The 13,185-nt window shown below is 70.0% G+C and carries 15 protein-coding genes and 1 pseudogene; 9 read left to right on the plus strand and 7 right to left on the minus strand.

The genetic code is table 11. The features are described from left to right. Nucleotides 1-7: 7 nt before the first annotated feature. The 4 genes from OHA61_RS34655 to OHA61_RS34670 form a co-directional block, all read right to left on the minus strand. Nucleotides 8-694: a phosphatase PAP2 family protein gene (locus OHA61_RS34655; RefSeq protein WP_406306341.1), complete on the minus strand. Its 687-nt coding sequence runs from the start codon at nt 692-694 to the stop codon at nt 8-10. A gap of 34 nt (nt 695-728) precedes the next feature. Then, the gene (locus OHA61_RS34660; protein WP_361906397.1) at nt 729-1,664 is read right to left on the minus strand and encodes a M56 family metallopeptidase; all 936 of its coding nucleotides are present in this window, start codon (nt 1,662-1,664) and stop codon (nt 729-731) included. 109 nt (nt 1,665-1,773) lie between these two features. Next, entirely contained in the window at nt 1,774-2,322 is a 549-nt protein-coding gene (locus tag OHA61_RS34665; protein WP_406306342.1) for a DUF5134 domain-containing protein, read from the minus strand. A 119-nt stretch (nt 2,323-2,441) separates the two neighbouring features. Next, a complete protein-coding gene (locus OHA61_RS34670) occupies nt 2,442-2,828 on the minus strand; it encodes a VOC family protein (protein WP_406306343.1) in 387 nt (128 codons plus the stop codon). 120 nt (nt 2,829-2,948) lie between these two features. Here OHA61_RS34670 and OHA61_RS34675 point away from each other — a divergent pair, with 120 nt between their 5' ends. Next, nucleotides 2,949-3,500, plus strand: coding sequence for a GNAT family N-acetyltransferase (locus tag OHA61_RS34675; RefSeq protein ID WP_406306344.1), 552 nt, complete (start codon nt 2,949-2,951; stop codon nt 3,498-3,500). 6 nt (nt 3,501-3,506) lie between these two features. Here the strand turns inward: OHA61_RS34675 and OHA61_RS34680 are convergent, their stop codons facing one another. After that, complete coding sequence (locus tag OHA61_RS34680) at nt 3,507-4,190, minus strand: glycerophosphodiester phosphodiesterase (RefSeq protein WP_406306345.1); 684 nt, start codon at nt 4,188-4,190, stop codon at nt 3,507-3,509. A 345-nt stretch (nt 4,191-4,535) separates the two neighbouring features. Here OHA61_RS34680 and OHA61_RS34685 point away from each other — a divergent pair, with 345 nt between their 5' ends. From OHA61_RS34685 to OHA61_RS34700, 4 genes are all read left to right on the plus strand, one after another. Next, nucleotides 4,536-5,933: a DUF6421 family protein gene (locus OHA61_RS34685; protein WP_406306346.1), complete on the plus strand. Its 1,398-nt coding sequence runs from the start codon at nt 4,536-4,538 to the stop codon at nt 5,931-5,933. Between the two features lie 26 nt (nt 5,934-5,959). Next, nucleotides 5,960-6,715 carry an SDR family NAD(P)-dependent oxidoreductase gene (locus OHA61_RS34690; RefSeq protein WP_266488089.1) on the plus strand — a complete coding sequence of 252 codons (756 nt, stop codon included), beginning with the start codon at nt 5,960-5,962 and terminating at the stop codon, nt 6,713-6,715. Next, a complete protein-coding gene (locus OHA61_RS34695) occupies nt 6,712-7,782 on the plus strand; it encodes a threonine aldolase family protein (protein ID WP_406307581.1) in 1,071 nt (356 codons plus the stop codon). Before OHA61_RS34690 ends, OHA61_RS34695 begins: the two co-directional genes overlap by 4 nt. A 435-nt stretch (nt 7,783-8,217) precedes the next feature. After that, on the plus strand, nt 8,218-8,919 hold the full coding sequence (locus tag OHA61_RS34700; protein ID WP_266488086.1) for a B3/4 domain-containing protein: 702 nt from the start codon (nt 8,218-8,220) through the stop codon (nt 8,917-8,919). 4 nt (nt 8,920-8,923) lie between these two features. Here OHA61_RS34700 and OHA61_RS34705 read toward each other — a convergent pair whose 3' ends face one another. Continuing rightward, nucleotides 8,924-9,646 (minus strand): lysophospholipid acyltransferase family protein, encoded by a 723-nt coding sequence (locus OHA61_RS34705; RefSeq protein ID WP_324989194.1) that lies wholly within the window; start codon nt 9,644-9,646, stop codon nt 8,924-8,926. Nucleotides 9,647-9,806: 160 nt separating this feature from the next. Next, nucleotides 9,807-9,908, minus strand: a pseudogene (locus OHA61_RS34710) (DUF4395 family protein); the annotation flags it as partial. Between the two features lie 61 nt (nt 9,909-9,969). On the opposite strand from OHA61_RS34710, the gene OHA61_RS34715 reads away from it, so the two are divergent. From OHA61_RS34715 to OHA61_RS34730, 4 genes are all read left to right on the plus strand, one after another. Further along, nucleotides 9,970-10,398, plus strand: coding sequence for a TlpA family protein disulfide reductase (locus OHA61_RS34715; RefSeq protein ID WP_406306347.1), 429 nt, complete (start codon nt 9,970-9,972; stop codon nt 10,396-10,398). A 195-nt stretch (nt 10,399-10,593) separates the two neighbouring features. Beyond that, nucleotides 10,594-11,100 (plus strand): flavin reductase family protein, encoded by a 507-nt coding sequence (locus tag OHA61_RS34720; RefSeq protein ID WP_406306348.1) that lies wholly within the window; start codon nt 10,594-10,596, stop codon nt 11,098-11,100. Nucleotides 11,101-11,289: 189 nt separating this feature from the next. Further along, on the plus strand, nt 11,290-12,075 hold the full coding sequence (locus tag OHA61_RS34725; RefSeq protein ID WP_307664943.1) for an electron transfer flavoprotein subunit beta/FixA family protein: 786 nt from the start codon (nt 11,290-11,292) through the stop codon (nt 12,073-12,075). A gap of 58 nt (nt 12,076-12,133) precedes the next feature. Beyond that, nucleotides 12,134-13,096, plus strand: a complete 963-nt coding sequence (locus OHA61_RS34730) for an electron transfer flavoprotein subunit alpha/FixB family protein (RefSeq protein WP_324989200.1) — start codon at nt 12,134-12,136, stop codon at nt 13,094-13,096. Nucleotides 13,097-13,185 lie beyond the last annotated feature (89 nt).

Below are 13,185 nucleotides of genomic sequence, written 5' to 3' on the forward strand. Positions count from 1 at the left end.
TCCGGGATCAGCGTTCCCGGGACAAGACCACACGCTCGTACGCCGCGATGGCAAGGGCCACCCAGCAGGCGCCGAGCAGCCAGCCACCGAGTACGTCGGAGGCCCAGTGCACGCCGAGGTAGAGCCGCGTGAAACCCACCCCTGCGACGGACACGGCCGCGGCGATCACACTCACCTTCCACAGCATGCTCCGGCCCCCGTACCGCCTGAGCAGCCACAGCAGCAGCCCGCAGCTGACCACGGCCGTCATCGCATGGCCGGAGGGGAAGGCCGCGTAGTGCGCCGTGTCGACCGGATCGGACCATCGCGGCCGCTCGCGGCCGACGGCGGCCTTGAGCCCCTGCTGGACTTGGGTGCCCACCGCGCTCGTCAGCGCGATCCAGGCGGCGAGCAGCCACTGTCTGCGCCACAGCAGCCACAGGACCGCGACGGCGAGCAGCGCGCGCATCGTCCACGGGTCCCACACCCAGTCCGTGAGCACCCGGTTGAACCGGGTCAGCCCCGGCTCGGCCACCGCCGAGCGGTGCAGTGCGTACGCGGTCGTCCGGTCCAAGGAGATGAGCGGCGCCCACGAGATCGCGACCAGGGTCAGCAGCAGCGCCGCGAGGGCGCCGAGCACCGCGGCCGCACGGGCGGCTGACGAGAACGGGACGGGCGCCGGCGGAGTGGGGTGTGCTGGGCGCGGGAGGTGCATGGGGGAGATCTTCGCCGCCGACGGCCGCATACGGCTATCCCAGCGCGCGCAGTCCCGGCACGAATGCGACCAGCAGGGGAACCACCGGAACCAGCGCGGCGGCCGCCGTCAGCCGCAGCCGTCGGCCCGCGGTCAGTCGCGGCACCGGCGTGAGCAGCCGGTTCACCCGCTGCGGCAGCTGGGCGTCCGGGGTGGGGCAGGGCCCGAACACCCCGCGGTCCTCGTTGAGTTCGACCAGTGCCAGCGCGGTCGTCAGCCGGCCGAAGCGCCGGGAGGCGACATCGTCGGCGGCCAGCTCGACCAGGCGGTGCATCTCGTCGCGGAACGCCGCGAACACCGGGATCTGCGGAAAGCCGTATGCGAGCGCGGCGGAACAGTGCAGCAGCCAGTCGTGCCTGGCTCGCGCGTGCCCCTGCTCGTGCGCCAGTACGGCATCGAGCCGGCGGCCCTTCAGCCGGCGCAACGCGGCCGTGGTGATGACCAGTTGGGGCGCGGCTCCCGGCAGCCACCAGGCGTCGGGCCGCTCGCCCTCCAGGACGACGAGCGGTTCGCTGCCCGGCTCCTCGCCCGGCATCAGGGGGGAGCGCACGAGCAGTTCCGTGCGCCGCCGCTTGCGACGGACATGGGACCGGTAGATCTCCCGGGTGAGCATCGCGCCGGTCCACAGCCCGCAGGCGGCCAGGACCACGGCGAGGACGGCGGAGTACGGTTCGCCCGCGCCGAGGGCGTACGCCTCCATCACGCGGTGCGGCGCGGACGCGAAGACCGGGCCGCGTACGAGCTGCCAGGCCGCTGCCGCGCTGAAGGTCATGGAAAGGGCGAAGCACAGAAGAACGGCCGCCACCACGCACTGCCAGACCCACAGTGCCACCACGGGCTCCCGCTCCGGCCAGTCGGCGCGCGACACGAGTCGCGGGGCCACGACGGCGGCCAGTGCGCCGAGACCCAGCAGCACGAGGGAGACCAACATGCTGTCAGCCTATGAGCGCGGGACTACTTGCGGGTATGGCCGCGGGTCCCAAGTGACGTACGACACGGTTTCGGTGCCGTGTGCCCGCGGAGACTCACAGCGGCGAGACTCAGAGCGTGAGCAGCATCGCCAGCATGGCGAGGCCCATCGCGAGCCTGCAGGCCGGCGCCAGTTCGGGACGCTCTCCCCAGGAGACGGCCGCCGCGCCGCCCGCGGGGGCTGCCAGGGGCGCCAGCCGGGCGCCCGAGCGCAGGACGTAGACGGTGTAGTACGCCAGCAGTCCGCCGGTGAGCAGCGGGATTCCGGCGGCCTGATGCCCGGCGTGGGCCACGGCGCCCGACGGCATGGCCACCGCCATGTAGACCATCGCGAGTGAGCCGACGAGATGGTGCAGATGGTGAGTGCTGAGCCGGGCGGGTAAGAGGGCGCGCAGTGCGGCGGCGCCGAACACCGTCGCGTACATCACCCACACCCACCGGGGCAGCGCGAACACGGCAGCAGGCACCGCCATCGCGGCCATCCCGAGCCCCATCAAGGCCTCGCCGCCTGCCGCCTCGCGCGCCTGACCGGAGCAACTGCGCATGCGCACCAGGCAGTACGCGCCGGTCGCCCCGCACAAGGTCACGAGCAGCCAGCCGGACACCGCGGGTCCGTGCACGGCGTACCTCCCCCTCAGACTGCGTCAAGGGGTCGATGCCCGGCTCCCGAGAGGCCTACGCGAGCGCACAGGGGTGCGCAGGGAGCACGGACGGTGGTGCGAGCGGGCGCACGCGGCCGTCAGGGGCGATGGCGCAGCGGATGATCGGCGGGAATCTCGACGATCGCGATGCGGTGCCCGTCCGGGTCGGCGATCCACATCTCGATCAGCCCCCACGGTTCACGCACCGGCGGCCGCAGCACCTCGACGCCGAGCCCGGAGAGCTCGGTGTGCACGGCGGCCGCGTCCTCGACCTGGAGCCACAACCGCACGGTCGGCGACGGCACGTCCGCCGAGCGCCCCGACACCTCCAGAAAACCGCCGCCGAGGAAGTAGACCGTGCCCCGCTCGGGGCCGGTGCCGAACTCGCGGTAGACCGGCAGGCCGAGCGTCTGCCCGTAGAAACGCCTGGACCGCTCGGGGTCGGCGGGGCGCAGAAGGATCCGGCTGCTGAGCACATGAACCATGGCCGAACCCTAGGTCCTTCCGGTCGGCGAGCCCGGCAAGATCGGCCGGACAGGGCCTGGATCGGGAGGCGCGGGTTAGTCTCGGGACACCTGTAGACAGTCGAGACGGGAGCCCACCTCATGGACACCGCACCACTCCGGGACTCCGGCGAGCTCACCTACCGTGACGCGGTCGAGGCCGATGTGCCGGCGCTCGTCCCGCTGATCGAGTCCGCTTACCGAGGTGACACGAGCCGGACCGGCTGGACCACCGAGGCTGACTACCTCGACGGCCAGCGCACCGACCCGGAAGGCGTCCGCGGGGTCATCACCGCCTCCGGCAGCACCCTGCTCGTCGTGGAGCGCGACGGTGAGCTGATCGCCTGCTGCCAGCTCGAACACCGCGGTGAGGCCGCCTACTTCGGCATGTTCGCCGTCCGCCCCGAACTGCAGGGCGGGGGCCTCGGCCGGCTGATCATCGCCGAGGCGGAGCGCAGCGCGCGCGAGCGCTGGGGTGTGAGCGAGATGCACATGATCGTGATCTCGGTACGGGACGACCTGATCGCCTGGTACGAGCGGCGCGGTTACCGCCGTACGGGAAAGCTGAGCCCCTTCCCGTACGGCGACGAGCGCTTCGGTATCCCGCAGCGGGACGATCTCGCCTTCGAACTCCTGGTGAAGGACCTGCCGTAGCGGGCTTCAGGCCGTGAAGCGGCCGGTGCGCCGGATCTCGGGGAAGTCGGTGGTCGCGCCGTCGAGTTCGAGCGCGCGCACCAGCCGCAGATGGTCCTGGGTGTTCACGACCCAGCCGATGACCTGAAGTCCTTCGGCGTGCGCGTGCTCGACGGTCTCCAGGGTCAGTCTGCGGATGTTCAGCGCGAGCGCGGCGGCGCCGGCTGTCTTCGCGCGGTCGGAGATGTCGGCGCCCCAGCGGCTGGCGACCAGCACGGTCCGTACACCCGGCACCATGCTCGCGATCTCGGCGATCGCGTCGTCGTGGAAGGACGACACCTCGACACGGTGGACGAGATCGCGGCGGAGCATCACGTCCGCGAGCACCCGGGCGGCGGCCACGTCCTTGATCTCCACCTGGAGGGGGGCCCGTACGGCGTCGAGGACCTCGTCGAAGACCGGCACCCGCTCGCCCCCGCCCGCGTCGAGCTCCCGCAGCTCGGCGAGGGTCTTGTCGGCGATCGGCCCGTTTCCGTCGGTCGTACGGTCCACGTCCGCGTCGTGCATGACGACGAGCGCGCCGTCCTTGCTGAGATGCAGATCCAGTTCGATGGCGTCCATGCCGGACTGTTCGGCACGGATGAAGGAGCGCAGGGTGTTCTCCGGCTCGACGCCCATGACCCCGCGATGACCGATGGTGAGGAAAGTCAAGATTCTCTCGCTTCCGTCGACTGCGGCTCCCGCGCGGCGCATCCCGGCAGCCGCACGGCAAGCTCGCAGCCTAATGGCCCGCCTTCGCGATGGGACCGCTCGCGCGCGGGGGAGTGGAGTGCTCCGCTCTGCCCACCGCGACGCCGGCGGGCCCGTCGGCGTCGCGGTGGCGTGAACCGTGTCACTCGCCCGTGGGCGCGTCATGCCCGGGTTGACGGGCGTCGGCCGCAAAACCTCCGGTGATCATGTGGCGGGGCAGGATAATTTCCCAAGGCTTCACTTGTACGGGATAACCATGCACGGATACGGTGTCTTGACGCGAGGTTCTCCTGTGGAGGAAGTGACATGACGGAAATTCTTGTGCAGGACCCAGCAGTGGGGGGCATACCGAATGCTGCCCCGGTGATTGAGCACCCGGCCTGGCCGAAGCTCAAGAGTGCCGTCGAGGAGATCCGCCCCTGGCAGTCCAAGGACGGCTCGATCGACTTCGACGCCGAGGGCGCCCCCGCCCGTGTCACCGTGGAAGCCGCGCTCGACCGCGTGATCGACGCCGTGGAAGAGCTGTCCCCGCTGGTGCCGCACGATGCCGCCTACCACCGTGCGCTCGTCGCCGATCTGCACAAGTGGGCCGACAGCTCCTTCACGGTCCCCGACTTCCTGGACTCGCTGCTCGCCTTCCAGCCTGCCGCCGCCCGTGTCGACGGGCTGCAGCACCTGGTCCTCTTCCCCATGTACACGCAGAACGGCAACCCGGACCGCAACTTCGAAGCGGTCGTGCTGCGCATGGTCTGGCCCGAGTGGCTCGCCGAGCTCGAGCGCACCCGCTACGACAACCCCCTCTTCTGCGGCATCACCTTCGAGGACTTCACCGCGGGCTACGACACCAACTCCGCGGTTCTCTTCCCGGAGACGATCGCCGTGCGCGAGGCCCCCGAGCGCTTCGCCTGGGGCGGCATCTTCTGCGACCGCGAGGCGGCCCGCTTCCGCGCCGTCACCGAGGAGGCCGTGAACATCCTCGGTCTCGAACTTCCCGAGGACATCAGCGAGATGGTCGCCGACCAGTCGCGCTGCGAGCAGGCGTTCGTGCTCTGGGACATGGTCCACGACCGCACCCACAGCCATGGCGACCTGCCCTTCGACCCCTTCATGATCAAGCAGCGCCAGCCGTTCTGGATGTACGGCCTGGAGGAGCTGCGCTGCGACCTCACCGCCTTCAAGGAGGCCGTGAAGCTGGAGGCCGAGGGCAACCGGCACGGCCGCGACGTGCAGTACGCGGTGCTCTTCGACCGGATGTTCCGCTTCCCGGTCTCCGGCGACCGGGTGCGCAACTACGACGGTCTCGGCGGACAGCTGCTCTTCGCGTACCTCCACAGGCACGAAGTGGTGCGCTGGACCGACAACAAGCTGAAGATCGACTGGGACCGCGCCCCGCAGGTCACCAACGAGCTCTGCGCCGAGATCGAGAAGCTCTACCGCGACGGCATCGACCGTCCCAAGCTCGTGCACTGGTTCGCCGCGTACGACCTGGTCTCGACGTACCTCGCGCCGCACCCCGGCTCCCGCTGGGCCAAGGGTCCCGATGCTCTCGATCTGACGCAGCCGCCGCGCAAACTTGTCGACGACGTGCTTCCTGACGAGTTTCCGCTCAGCATGTTCTATGAGGCGCTCTCCAAGAAGCTGAAGAACGTGATCGCCTCCACCAAGGGGATCACCGCGGCGAGCGTCGAGCAGGCAGCCGCGTGAGCACTCGTACCCAGGAGGCCAGGTCTATGAACACGAACGGCAACGGGGCGCTGGACGGTGCCGTGATCGCGGTGGCCGGAGCGGCCGGTCCTGCGGGCCGCGCCACCCTGCTCAAGCTCGCCGACGCCGGGGCGATCGTCGTGGCCTCCGACGCGGACACCGCCCGCCTTGCCGAGGCGGTCGACGCCGCCCGGTACGCGCACGGCGGAGCGACCGTCACCGGCGACACGGTCGATCTGCTCGACCTGGCCGCGACGCGGGACTGGGTGAACCAGACCGAGAAGGAGTTCGGCCGCATCGACGGCCTGGTCCATCTCGTCGGCGGCTGGCGCGGCAGCGCCACCTTCGCCGAGACCGAACTGGCCGACTGGACCTTCCTGGAGAAGCTGCTGATCCGTACGGTTCAGCACACCTCCCTCGCCTTCCAGGAGCCGCTGCAGCGCAGCGACAGGGGCCGCTTCGTACTGGTCAGCCAGTCCGGGGCGAGCAAGCCCACCGAGGGCAACGCCGCCTACGCCGCCTCCAAGGCCGCGGCCGAGGCCTGGACGCTCGCCCTCGGCGACGCCTTCCGCAAGGCGGGGGGCGAGGACGGCCCGAAGGCCGCTGCTGTCATCCTGATCGTCAAGGCACTCGTGCACGACGCCATGCGCGCCGAGCGCCCGAACGCGAAATTCGCGGGCTTCACGGACGTGGCTGAACTGGCCGAGGCCATCGCCGGAGTCTGGGACCGGCCCGCCCGGGAAGCGAATGGACAGCGCCTGTGGCTGACGCCCAAGCCGTGACACCGCCGAAGACCGACGCCCGACGCCATCACGACCCAGCGGTACGGGGCTTCGCCAGCGACAACTACGCCGGCGCCCACCCCGAGATCCTTGCTGCGCTCGCGCTCGCCAACGGCGGTCACCAGGTCGCGTACGGCGAGGACGCGTACACCGAGCACCTCCAGCGGGTCATGCACAGCCACTTCGGCCCGACGGCCGAGGCCTTCCCGGTCTTCAACGGCACCGGCGCGAACGTCACGGCGCTCCAGGCGCTCACGGACCGCTGGGGCGCGGTGATCTGTGCCGAGTCGGCGCACATCAATGTCGACGAGGGCGGCGCGCCGGAGCGGATGGGCGGGCTGAAGCTGCTGACCGTACCGACTCCCGACGGCAAGCTCACGCCCGAGCTCATCGACCGGCAGGCGTGGGGCTGGGACGACGAGCACCGGGCGATGCCGCAGGTCGTGTCGATCACCCAGAACACCGAACTGGGCACGGTCTACACGGTGGAGGAGATCCGGGCGATCGTCGACCACGCCCACGGGCACGGCATGAAGGTCCATCTCGACGGGGCCCGGATAGCCAACGCGGCCGCGTCGCTGGATGTGCCGATGCGCGCCTTCACCAACGCCGTCGGCGTCGACGTCCTGTCCTACGGCGGTACCAAGAACGGCATGCTGTTCGGCGAGGCCGTGGTCGTCCTCAACCCGGACGCCGTGAGCCATATGAAGCATCTGCGGAAGCTGTCGATGCAGCTGGCCTCCAAGATGCGCTTCGTATCGGTGCAGTTGGAGGCGCTCCTCGCCCGCGATCTGTGGCTGCGCAACGCCCGGCACTCCAATGCCATGGCCCAGCGGCTGGCCGACGGCGTACGCACCGTGGACGGTGTGGAGATCCTTCATCCCGTCCAGGCCAACGCCGTCTTCGCGCGTCTGCCGCACGATGTGAGCGAGCGGCTGCAGAAGCGCTTCCGCTTCTACTTCTGGGACGAGGCGGCCGGCGATGTCCGCTGGATGTGCTCCTTCGACACCACCGAGGACGATGTCGACTCCTTCGTCCAGGCGCTGAAGGAAGAGATGGCGCACTAGGCCCTGTCCTGCCGATCTTGCCGGGCTCGCGTGCCCTGGCACGGCACCTCTCCCCCGTAGCCCTCCGGGCACGGGAGGTACCCCCACCGTTGTCGTAGTCGCCTACGCTCCGGGTGGGCTCGCCCCCTGCCTTCGGCGGGGGGACCCCCATCCTCCGGCCTGCGATGCACCACGCCAGACCCCGCTCGCTGATCCGGCCTGATCGACCGGACAGGACCTAGGGCCGGCGCGAAGCCTGCACACCTATGTGGTCGGCCGGAAAGTCATTGACTTCCGGCCGGCCACTTCCTTACGCTCGACCGAGTCCAATGAGATGCACTATTCGGTGCTCTATGATGTACCGCATCCGGTCGTGCTCGACGCCCTCAGGTCCGGCGTCCGGCCAGAACATCCTCCGGACCCTGTACCCAGCCGAACTGTGAGGCACGAAGAACCATGACGCTCACGCTCACCGTCTCCGACGAGGTCCGGGCGATCGCGCCCGGCTTCACCCACGTCGCCGTCGAGGCTCGCGGTCTGGTCAACGGGCCCAGCAGTGCGGACAGTTCGGCGCTCCTCGACGACGCCGCCCGCCGGCTCGCGGAGCGGCTCGGCGCGCGCGCCCCGCACGAGGACCCGCACATCGCCGCCTGGCGCGAGGCGTACGCCGCCTTCGGCGCCAAGCCGTCGCGCACCCGCAACTCCGCCGAGGCGCTCGCCAGGCGCGCGCTCGCGGACGGCGGCCTGCCGCGGATCAATCTGCTGGTCGACGCCTACAACGCGGTCAGCGTGGCCCATCTCATCCCGGTCGGCGGCGAGGACACCGACCACATCAAGGGCGGGATGAGGCTGCTGCGCGCCACGGGAGACGAGCCGTTCGTCACCGTCGCGGGCGGCGAGGAGACCGTGGAGCATCCGGAGGCGGGCGAGGTCGTCTGGTGCGACGACGAGGGCGTCACCTGCCGGCGCTGGAACTGGCGGCAGGGCGTACGGACCCGGCTCACCGAACAGTCCGTGAACGCGCTGTTCCTGCTGGAGTCCATGGCCCCCATGACGATCGGCGAGCTCGGGGCCGCAGCCGCCGAACTCGCCGAGTCGCTGGAAAAGCTGAGCCCCGGGGCGCGGATCACGGTCCACCCGCCCCAGCCCCAGGTGTAACGCTTCAACCCGCCTCGCGGACCTCGGCGGGCGTCGGCGCCGTACCTCCGAGGTGCGCGGGCACCCACCAGGTGTCGCTCGCGTCCTTGGGGCGTACGGGATAGGCGCGCTGCGCCGCTTCCAGAAGCTCCTGCACCCGCTCGCGCAGCCGGCGCGTGATCGCGCCCGCGTACTGGTCGGCGGGAGCCTCCACCGGCTCGCCCACCCGGATCGTCACGGGGATGTGGCTGCGCTTGAAGTTGCGCGGGCGGCCCTTGGTCCAGATCCGCTGGGTGCCCCACAGCGCCATCGGGATCAGCGGTACGCCGGCCTCCTGGGCGAGACGGGCCGCACCCGACTTGAAGGACTTGAGGGTGAACGACTGCGAGATCGTGGCCTCGGGGAACACGCCGATGATCTCGCCGGCGCGCAGCGACGCCAGCGCGTGCGCGTAGGCCTGCTCGCCCTGCTTGCGGTCCACCGGGATGTGCTTCATTCCGCGCATCAGCGGGCCGGAGATCTTGTGCCGGAAGACGGACTCCTTCGCCATGAAACGCACGAGGCGCTTCTGGGGGAGCGCCGCGAGGCCGGTGAAGACGAAGTCCAGGTAGCTGATGTGGTTGCTCACGAGCACAGCGCCGCCCGAGCGCGGGATGTTCTCCGAACCCTGAGTGTCGATCTTCAGGTCCAGCGCCTTGAACATGGTTCGAGCGGCGCCGATGACCGGCCGATAGACGAGCTCTGCCATCTGGAGAAGACCCTTCTGTTGTGCCCGGGGAGGGTACTCCCGGCGGAAGTTACGCAGCCGTAGGTTTTCGGCATTGGGCAGATCGTGCCCCATGTGCGGCGTGCTGACCAGTCCTGAGGCCTTGGGCGGGCGAGATTCTTCTCACGTCCTTCTTGTCACATCATGACCGGACAGGCGCCCCGCGGCGCAGCAGCAGAAACAGCTCACACCCCAGGCAGTACCCGAATGCGGCGTTGAGGAACGCGGCGGCGAGTGCGCATCCGGGTCTCAGTATCGCGCAGCCGATCGGCGGGAGCGGTGCGGGAATCCTTGCAGTCTCGTGAATGCTGGAGTCTGGGACGACCGCATCTTTGGTGTGTGCGGTGGCGCTCGCGGCGGCGAGCGTGTTCGGCGTGTGGCGGCAACGCAGCGGCGGGAGGCTGAAGGTGCGCGGACGGGATGCCGGCAGACGGCTCGGCGCGGACGAGCTGGGTGCCGAGCTCGGTGAGCGGGCGACGCTCGTGCAGTTCTCCAGTGCCTTCTGTCAGCCGTGCCGGGCCACCCGGCGCACCCTCGCCGAAGTCACCGGCATGGTCGACGGAGTCACCCATGTCGAGATCGACGCTGAGGAGCGGCTCGAGCTGGTCCGGGAGCTCGGCATTCTGAGGACGCCGACCGTGCTGGTGCTCGACGCGGACGGCCGTATCGTCACCCGCGCTTCGGGGCAGCCCCGCAGAGCGGATGTCATCGCCGCACTGGGGCAGGCGGTGTGACGCCCCGTGACACGTGTCGCACATCGTGGAACGCGCTTGACTGCACCCGCCATGCATCGTCACGCTGACGCAGTGCCTTCAGAACTCCTTCTCCACCGGCGGGCTCATGTGGACCTCGCCCGGAACGCGAGCGCGCGCTGTCCGGCTGTGTGAACAACCACCGCCGCCCCGCTCGCATCCCTCCAGAAGGACAACATGACGGCCTCGCCCGAACTCGGCACTCCTCAGCTGGCCTCTCCCGACCTGCTTCGCTCCGTCTTCCGGCAGCATGCCGCAGGCGTCGCGGTGATCACCGCCCAGGGTGAGAACCCTGTCGGATTCACCGCCACATCTCTCAACTCGGTAGCCGCCGAGCCCCCGTTGATCTCCTTCGGGGTGGGGGCCTCGTCCTCCAGCTGGCCGGTCATCGCCCGGGCCGAGCACATAGGCGTCCACATACTCGGTGAGCACCAGCGCGATCTGGCCGCCACCTTCGCCCGCAGCGGCGCCGACCGCTTCGCACCGCCGACCTCCTGGCGCACCGGCCCCGAAGGCGTGCCCGTTCTGGACGGCGTACTGGCCTGGCTGGTGTGCCGGATCATCAACCGTGTCCCGGCCGGGGACCATCGCATCGTGATCGCCGAGGCCGTCGTCGGCGACCCCGCGGGAGCCGGCCGTCCGCTGCTCTATCACCAAGGCCGTTTCAACGCCCTGAGGGACTGAGAGTTAGCGGTTACGCAGCGTTGGCAAGGTCACAGTACTAAGCGCTTGCATATGGGGAAAGAGCTGGGTGTACTGACGAGTAATATTTCGTTCGGTGCGCGGCCCGCCCCAACCGGGATCCGCGGTGCAAGGCGCCTATGCTGCCAACAGAAGGCAGCTCAGTAGAGACGATGCAGTAGGAGAGCCGGCGTGAGCCTGAGGATCGTTGTCTGTGTGAAGTACGTGCCCGACGCCACCGGCGACCGGCACTTCGCCGATGACCTGACCGTCGACCGCGACGACGTCGACGGCCTGCTGTCGGAACTGGATGAGTACGCGGTCGAGCAGGCGCTGCAGATCGCCGACGAGGCGGACGACGCGGAGATCACCGTGCTGACCGTCGGTCCCGAGGACGCCAAGGACGCCCTGCGCAAGGCGCTTTCCATGGGCGCCGACAAGGCCGTCCACGTCGAGGACGACGACCTGCACGGCTCCGACGTCATGGGCACCTCGCTGGTGCTCGCCAAGGCGATCGAGAAGACCGGCTACGACCTGGTCATCGCCGGTATGGCCTCGACGGACGGCACCATGGGTGTCCTCCCGGCGATCCTCGCCGAGCGGCTGGGCGTCCCGCAGGTCACGCTGCTCTCCGAGGTCTCGGTCGAGGACGGCGTCGTCAAGGGCCGTCGCGACGGTGACACCGCGAGCGAGCAGCTCGAGGCGTCCCTGCCGGCCGTCGTGTCCGTGACGGACCAGTCGGGCGAGGCCCGCTACCCGTCCTTCAAGGGCATCATGGCCGCCAAGAAGAAGCCGGTGGAGTCCCTGGACCTGGAGGACCTCGAGATCGACGCCGACGAGGTCGGCCTCGAGGGCGCCTGGACCGCGGTGGACTCGGCGGCCGAGCGTCCGGCCCGCACCGCCGGCACGATCGTCAAGGACGAGGGCGAGGGCGGCAAGCAGCTCGCAGAGTTCCTCGCGAGCCAGAAGTTCATCTGAGCTTCGGCCAGTTCCCCAACCGCCCCCAGACACTTCGCATTCGCAGGAGAGCAATCCCATGGCTGAAGTTCTCGTCTACGTCGACCACGTGGACGGCGCCGTCCGCAAGCCCACCCTGGAGCTGCTGACCCTGGCCCGCCGCATCGGCGAGCCGGTCGCCGTCGCGCTCGGCTCCGGCGCCGAGGCCACCGCCCCCGCCCTCGCCGAGCACGGCGCGGTCAAGGTGCTGACCGCCGACGCCCCCGAGTTCGCCGACTACCTCGTCGTGCCGAAGGTGGACGCGCTGCAGGCCGCGTACGAGGCCGTCTCGCCGGCCGCCGTGCTCGTCCCGTCCTCCGCCGAGGGCAAGGAGATCGCGGCCCGCCTCGCGGTCCGTATCGGCTCCGGCATCATCACCGACGCCGTCGACCTCGAGGCCGGCGACGAGGGCCCGGTGGCCACGCAGTCCGCGTTCGCCGCCTCCTTCACCACCAAGTCCCGTGTCTCCAAGGGCACTCCGGTCATCACGGTCAAGCCGAACTCGGCCGCCGTGGAGGCCGCCCCGGCCGCGGGCACCGTCGAGGCCCTCGCGGTCTCCTTCTCCGAGAAGGCCACCGGCACCAAGGTCGTCTCCCGCACCCCGCGCGAGTCGACCGGCCGCCCCGAGCTGACCGAGGCCGCGATCGTGGTCTCCGGCGGCCGTGGCGTCAACGGCGCCGAGAACTTCCACATCATCGAGTCACTGGCCGACTCGCTCGGTGCCGCCGTCGGCGCCTCGCGTGCCGCGGTGGACGCCGGCTGGTACCCGCACTCCAACCAGGTCGGCCAGACCGGCAAGTCGGTCTCCCCGCAGCTGTACATCGCCTCCGGCATCTCCGGCGCGATCCAGCACCGGGCCGGTATGCAGACCTCGAAGACCATCGTGGCCATCAACAAGGACGCCGAGGCCCCGATCTTCGACCTGGTCGACTACGGCGTGGTCGGCGACCTGTTCGAGGTCGTCCCGCAGCTGACCGAAGAGGTCAACAGCCGCAAGGGCTGACCTGCGCAAGTCTTGAGCGGCCGGGGCCGCGCGGTGTTGGTCACCGCGCGGCCCCGCCGTCATTCGGGCGACCATTGACGCAGGTCGTC

This window comes from Streptomyces sp. NBC_00885, from assembly GCF_045207475.1.
GTDB lineage: Bacteria > Actinomycetota > Actinomycetes > Streptomycetales > Streptomycetaceae > Streptomyces.

Bases quoted from the DNA above. Each gene is read 5' to 3' on its own strand.
- OHA61_RS34655 (WP_406306341.1), bottom strand. From the start codon at position 694: ATGCACCTCCCGCGCCCAGCACACCCCACTCCGCCGGCGCCCGTCCCG.
- OHA61_RS34660 (WP_361906397.1), bottom strand. From the start codon at position 1,664: ATGTTGGTCTCCCTCGTGCTGCTGGGTCTCGGCGCACTGGCCGCCGTC.
- OHA61_RS34670 (WP_406306343.1), bottom strand. From the start codon at position 2,828: ATGGTTCATGTGCTCAGCAGCCGGATCCTTCTGCGCCCCGCCGACCCC.
- OHA61_RS34675 (WP_406306344.1), top strand. From the start codon at position 2,949: ATGGACACCGCACCACTCCGGGACTCCGGCGAGCTCACCTACCGTGAC.
- OHA61_RS34685 (WP_406306346.1), top strand. From the start codon at position 4,536: ATGACGGAAATTCTTGTGCAGGACCCAGCAGTGGGGGGCATACCGAAT.
- OHA61_RS34690 (WP_266488089.1), top strand. From the start codon at position 5,960: ATGAACACGAACGGCAACGGGGCGCTGGACGGTGCCGTGATCGCGGTG.
- OHA61_RS34700 (WP_266488086.1), top strand. From the start codon at position 8,218: ATGACGCTCACGCTCACCGTCTCCGACGAGGTCCGGGCGATCGCGCCC.
- OHA61_RS34705 (WP_324989194.1), bottom strand. From the start codon at position 9,646: ATGGCAGAGCTCGTCTATCGGCCGGTCATCGGCGCCGCTCGAACCATG.
- OHA61_RS34715 (WP_406306347.1), top strand. From the start codon at position 9,970: ATGCTGGAGTCTGGGACGACCGCATCTTTGGTGTGTGCGGTGGCGCTC.
- OHA61_RS34720 (WP_406306348.1), top strand. From the start codon at position 10,594: ATGACGGCCTCGCCCGAACTCGGCACTCCTCAGCTGGCCTCTCCCGAC.
- OHA61_RS34730 (WP_324989200.1), top strand. From the start codon at position 12,134: ATGGCTGAAGTTCTCGTCTACGTCGACCACGTGGACGGCGCCGTCCGC.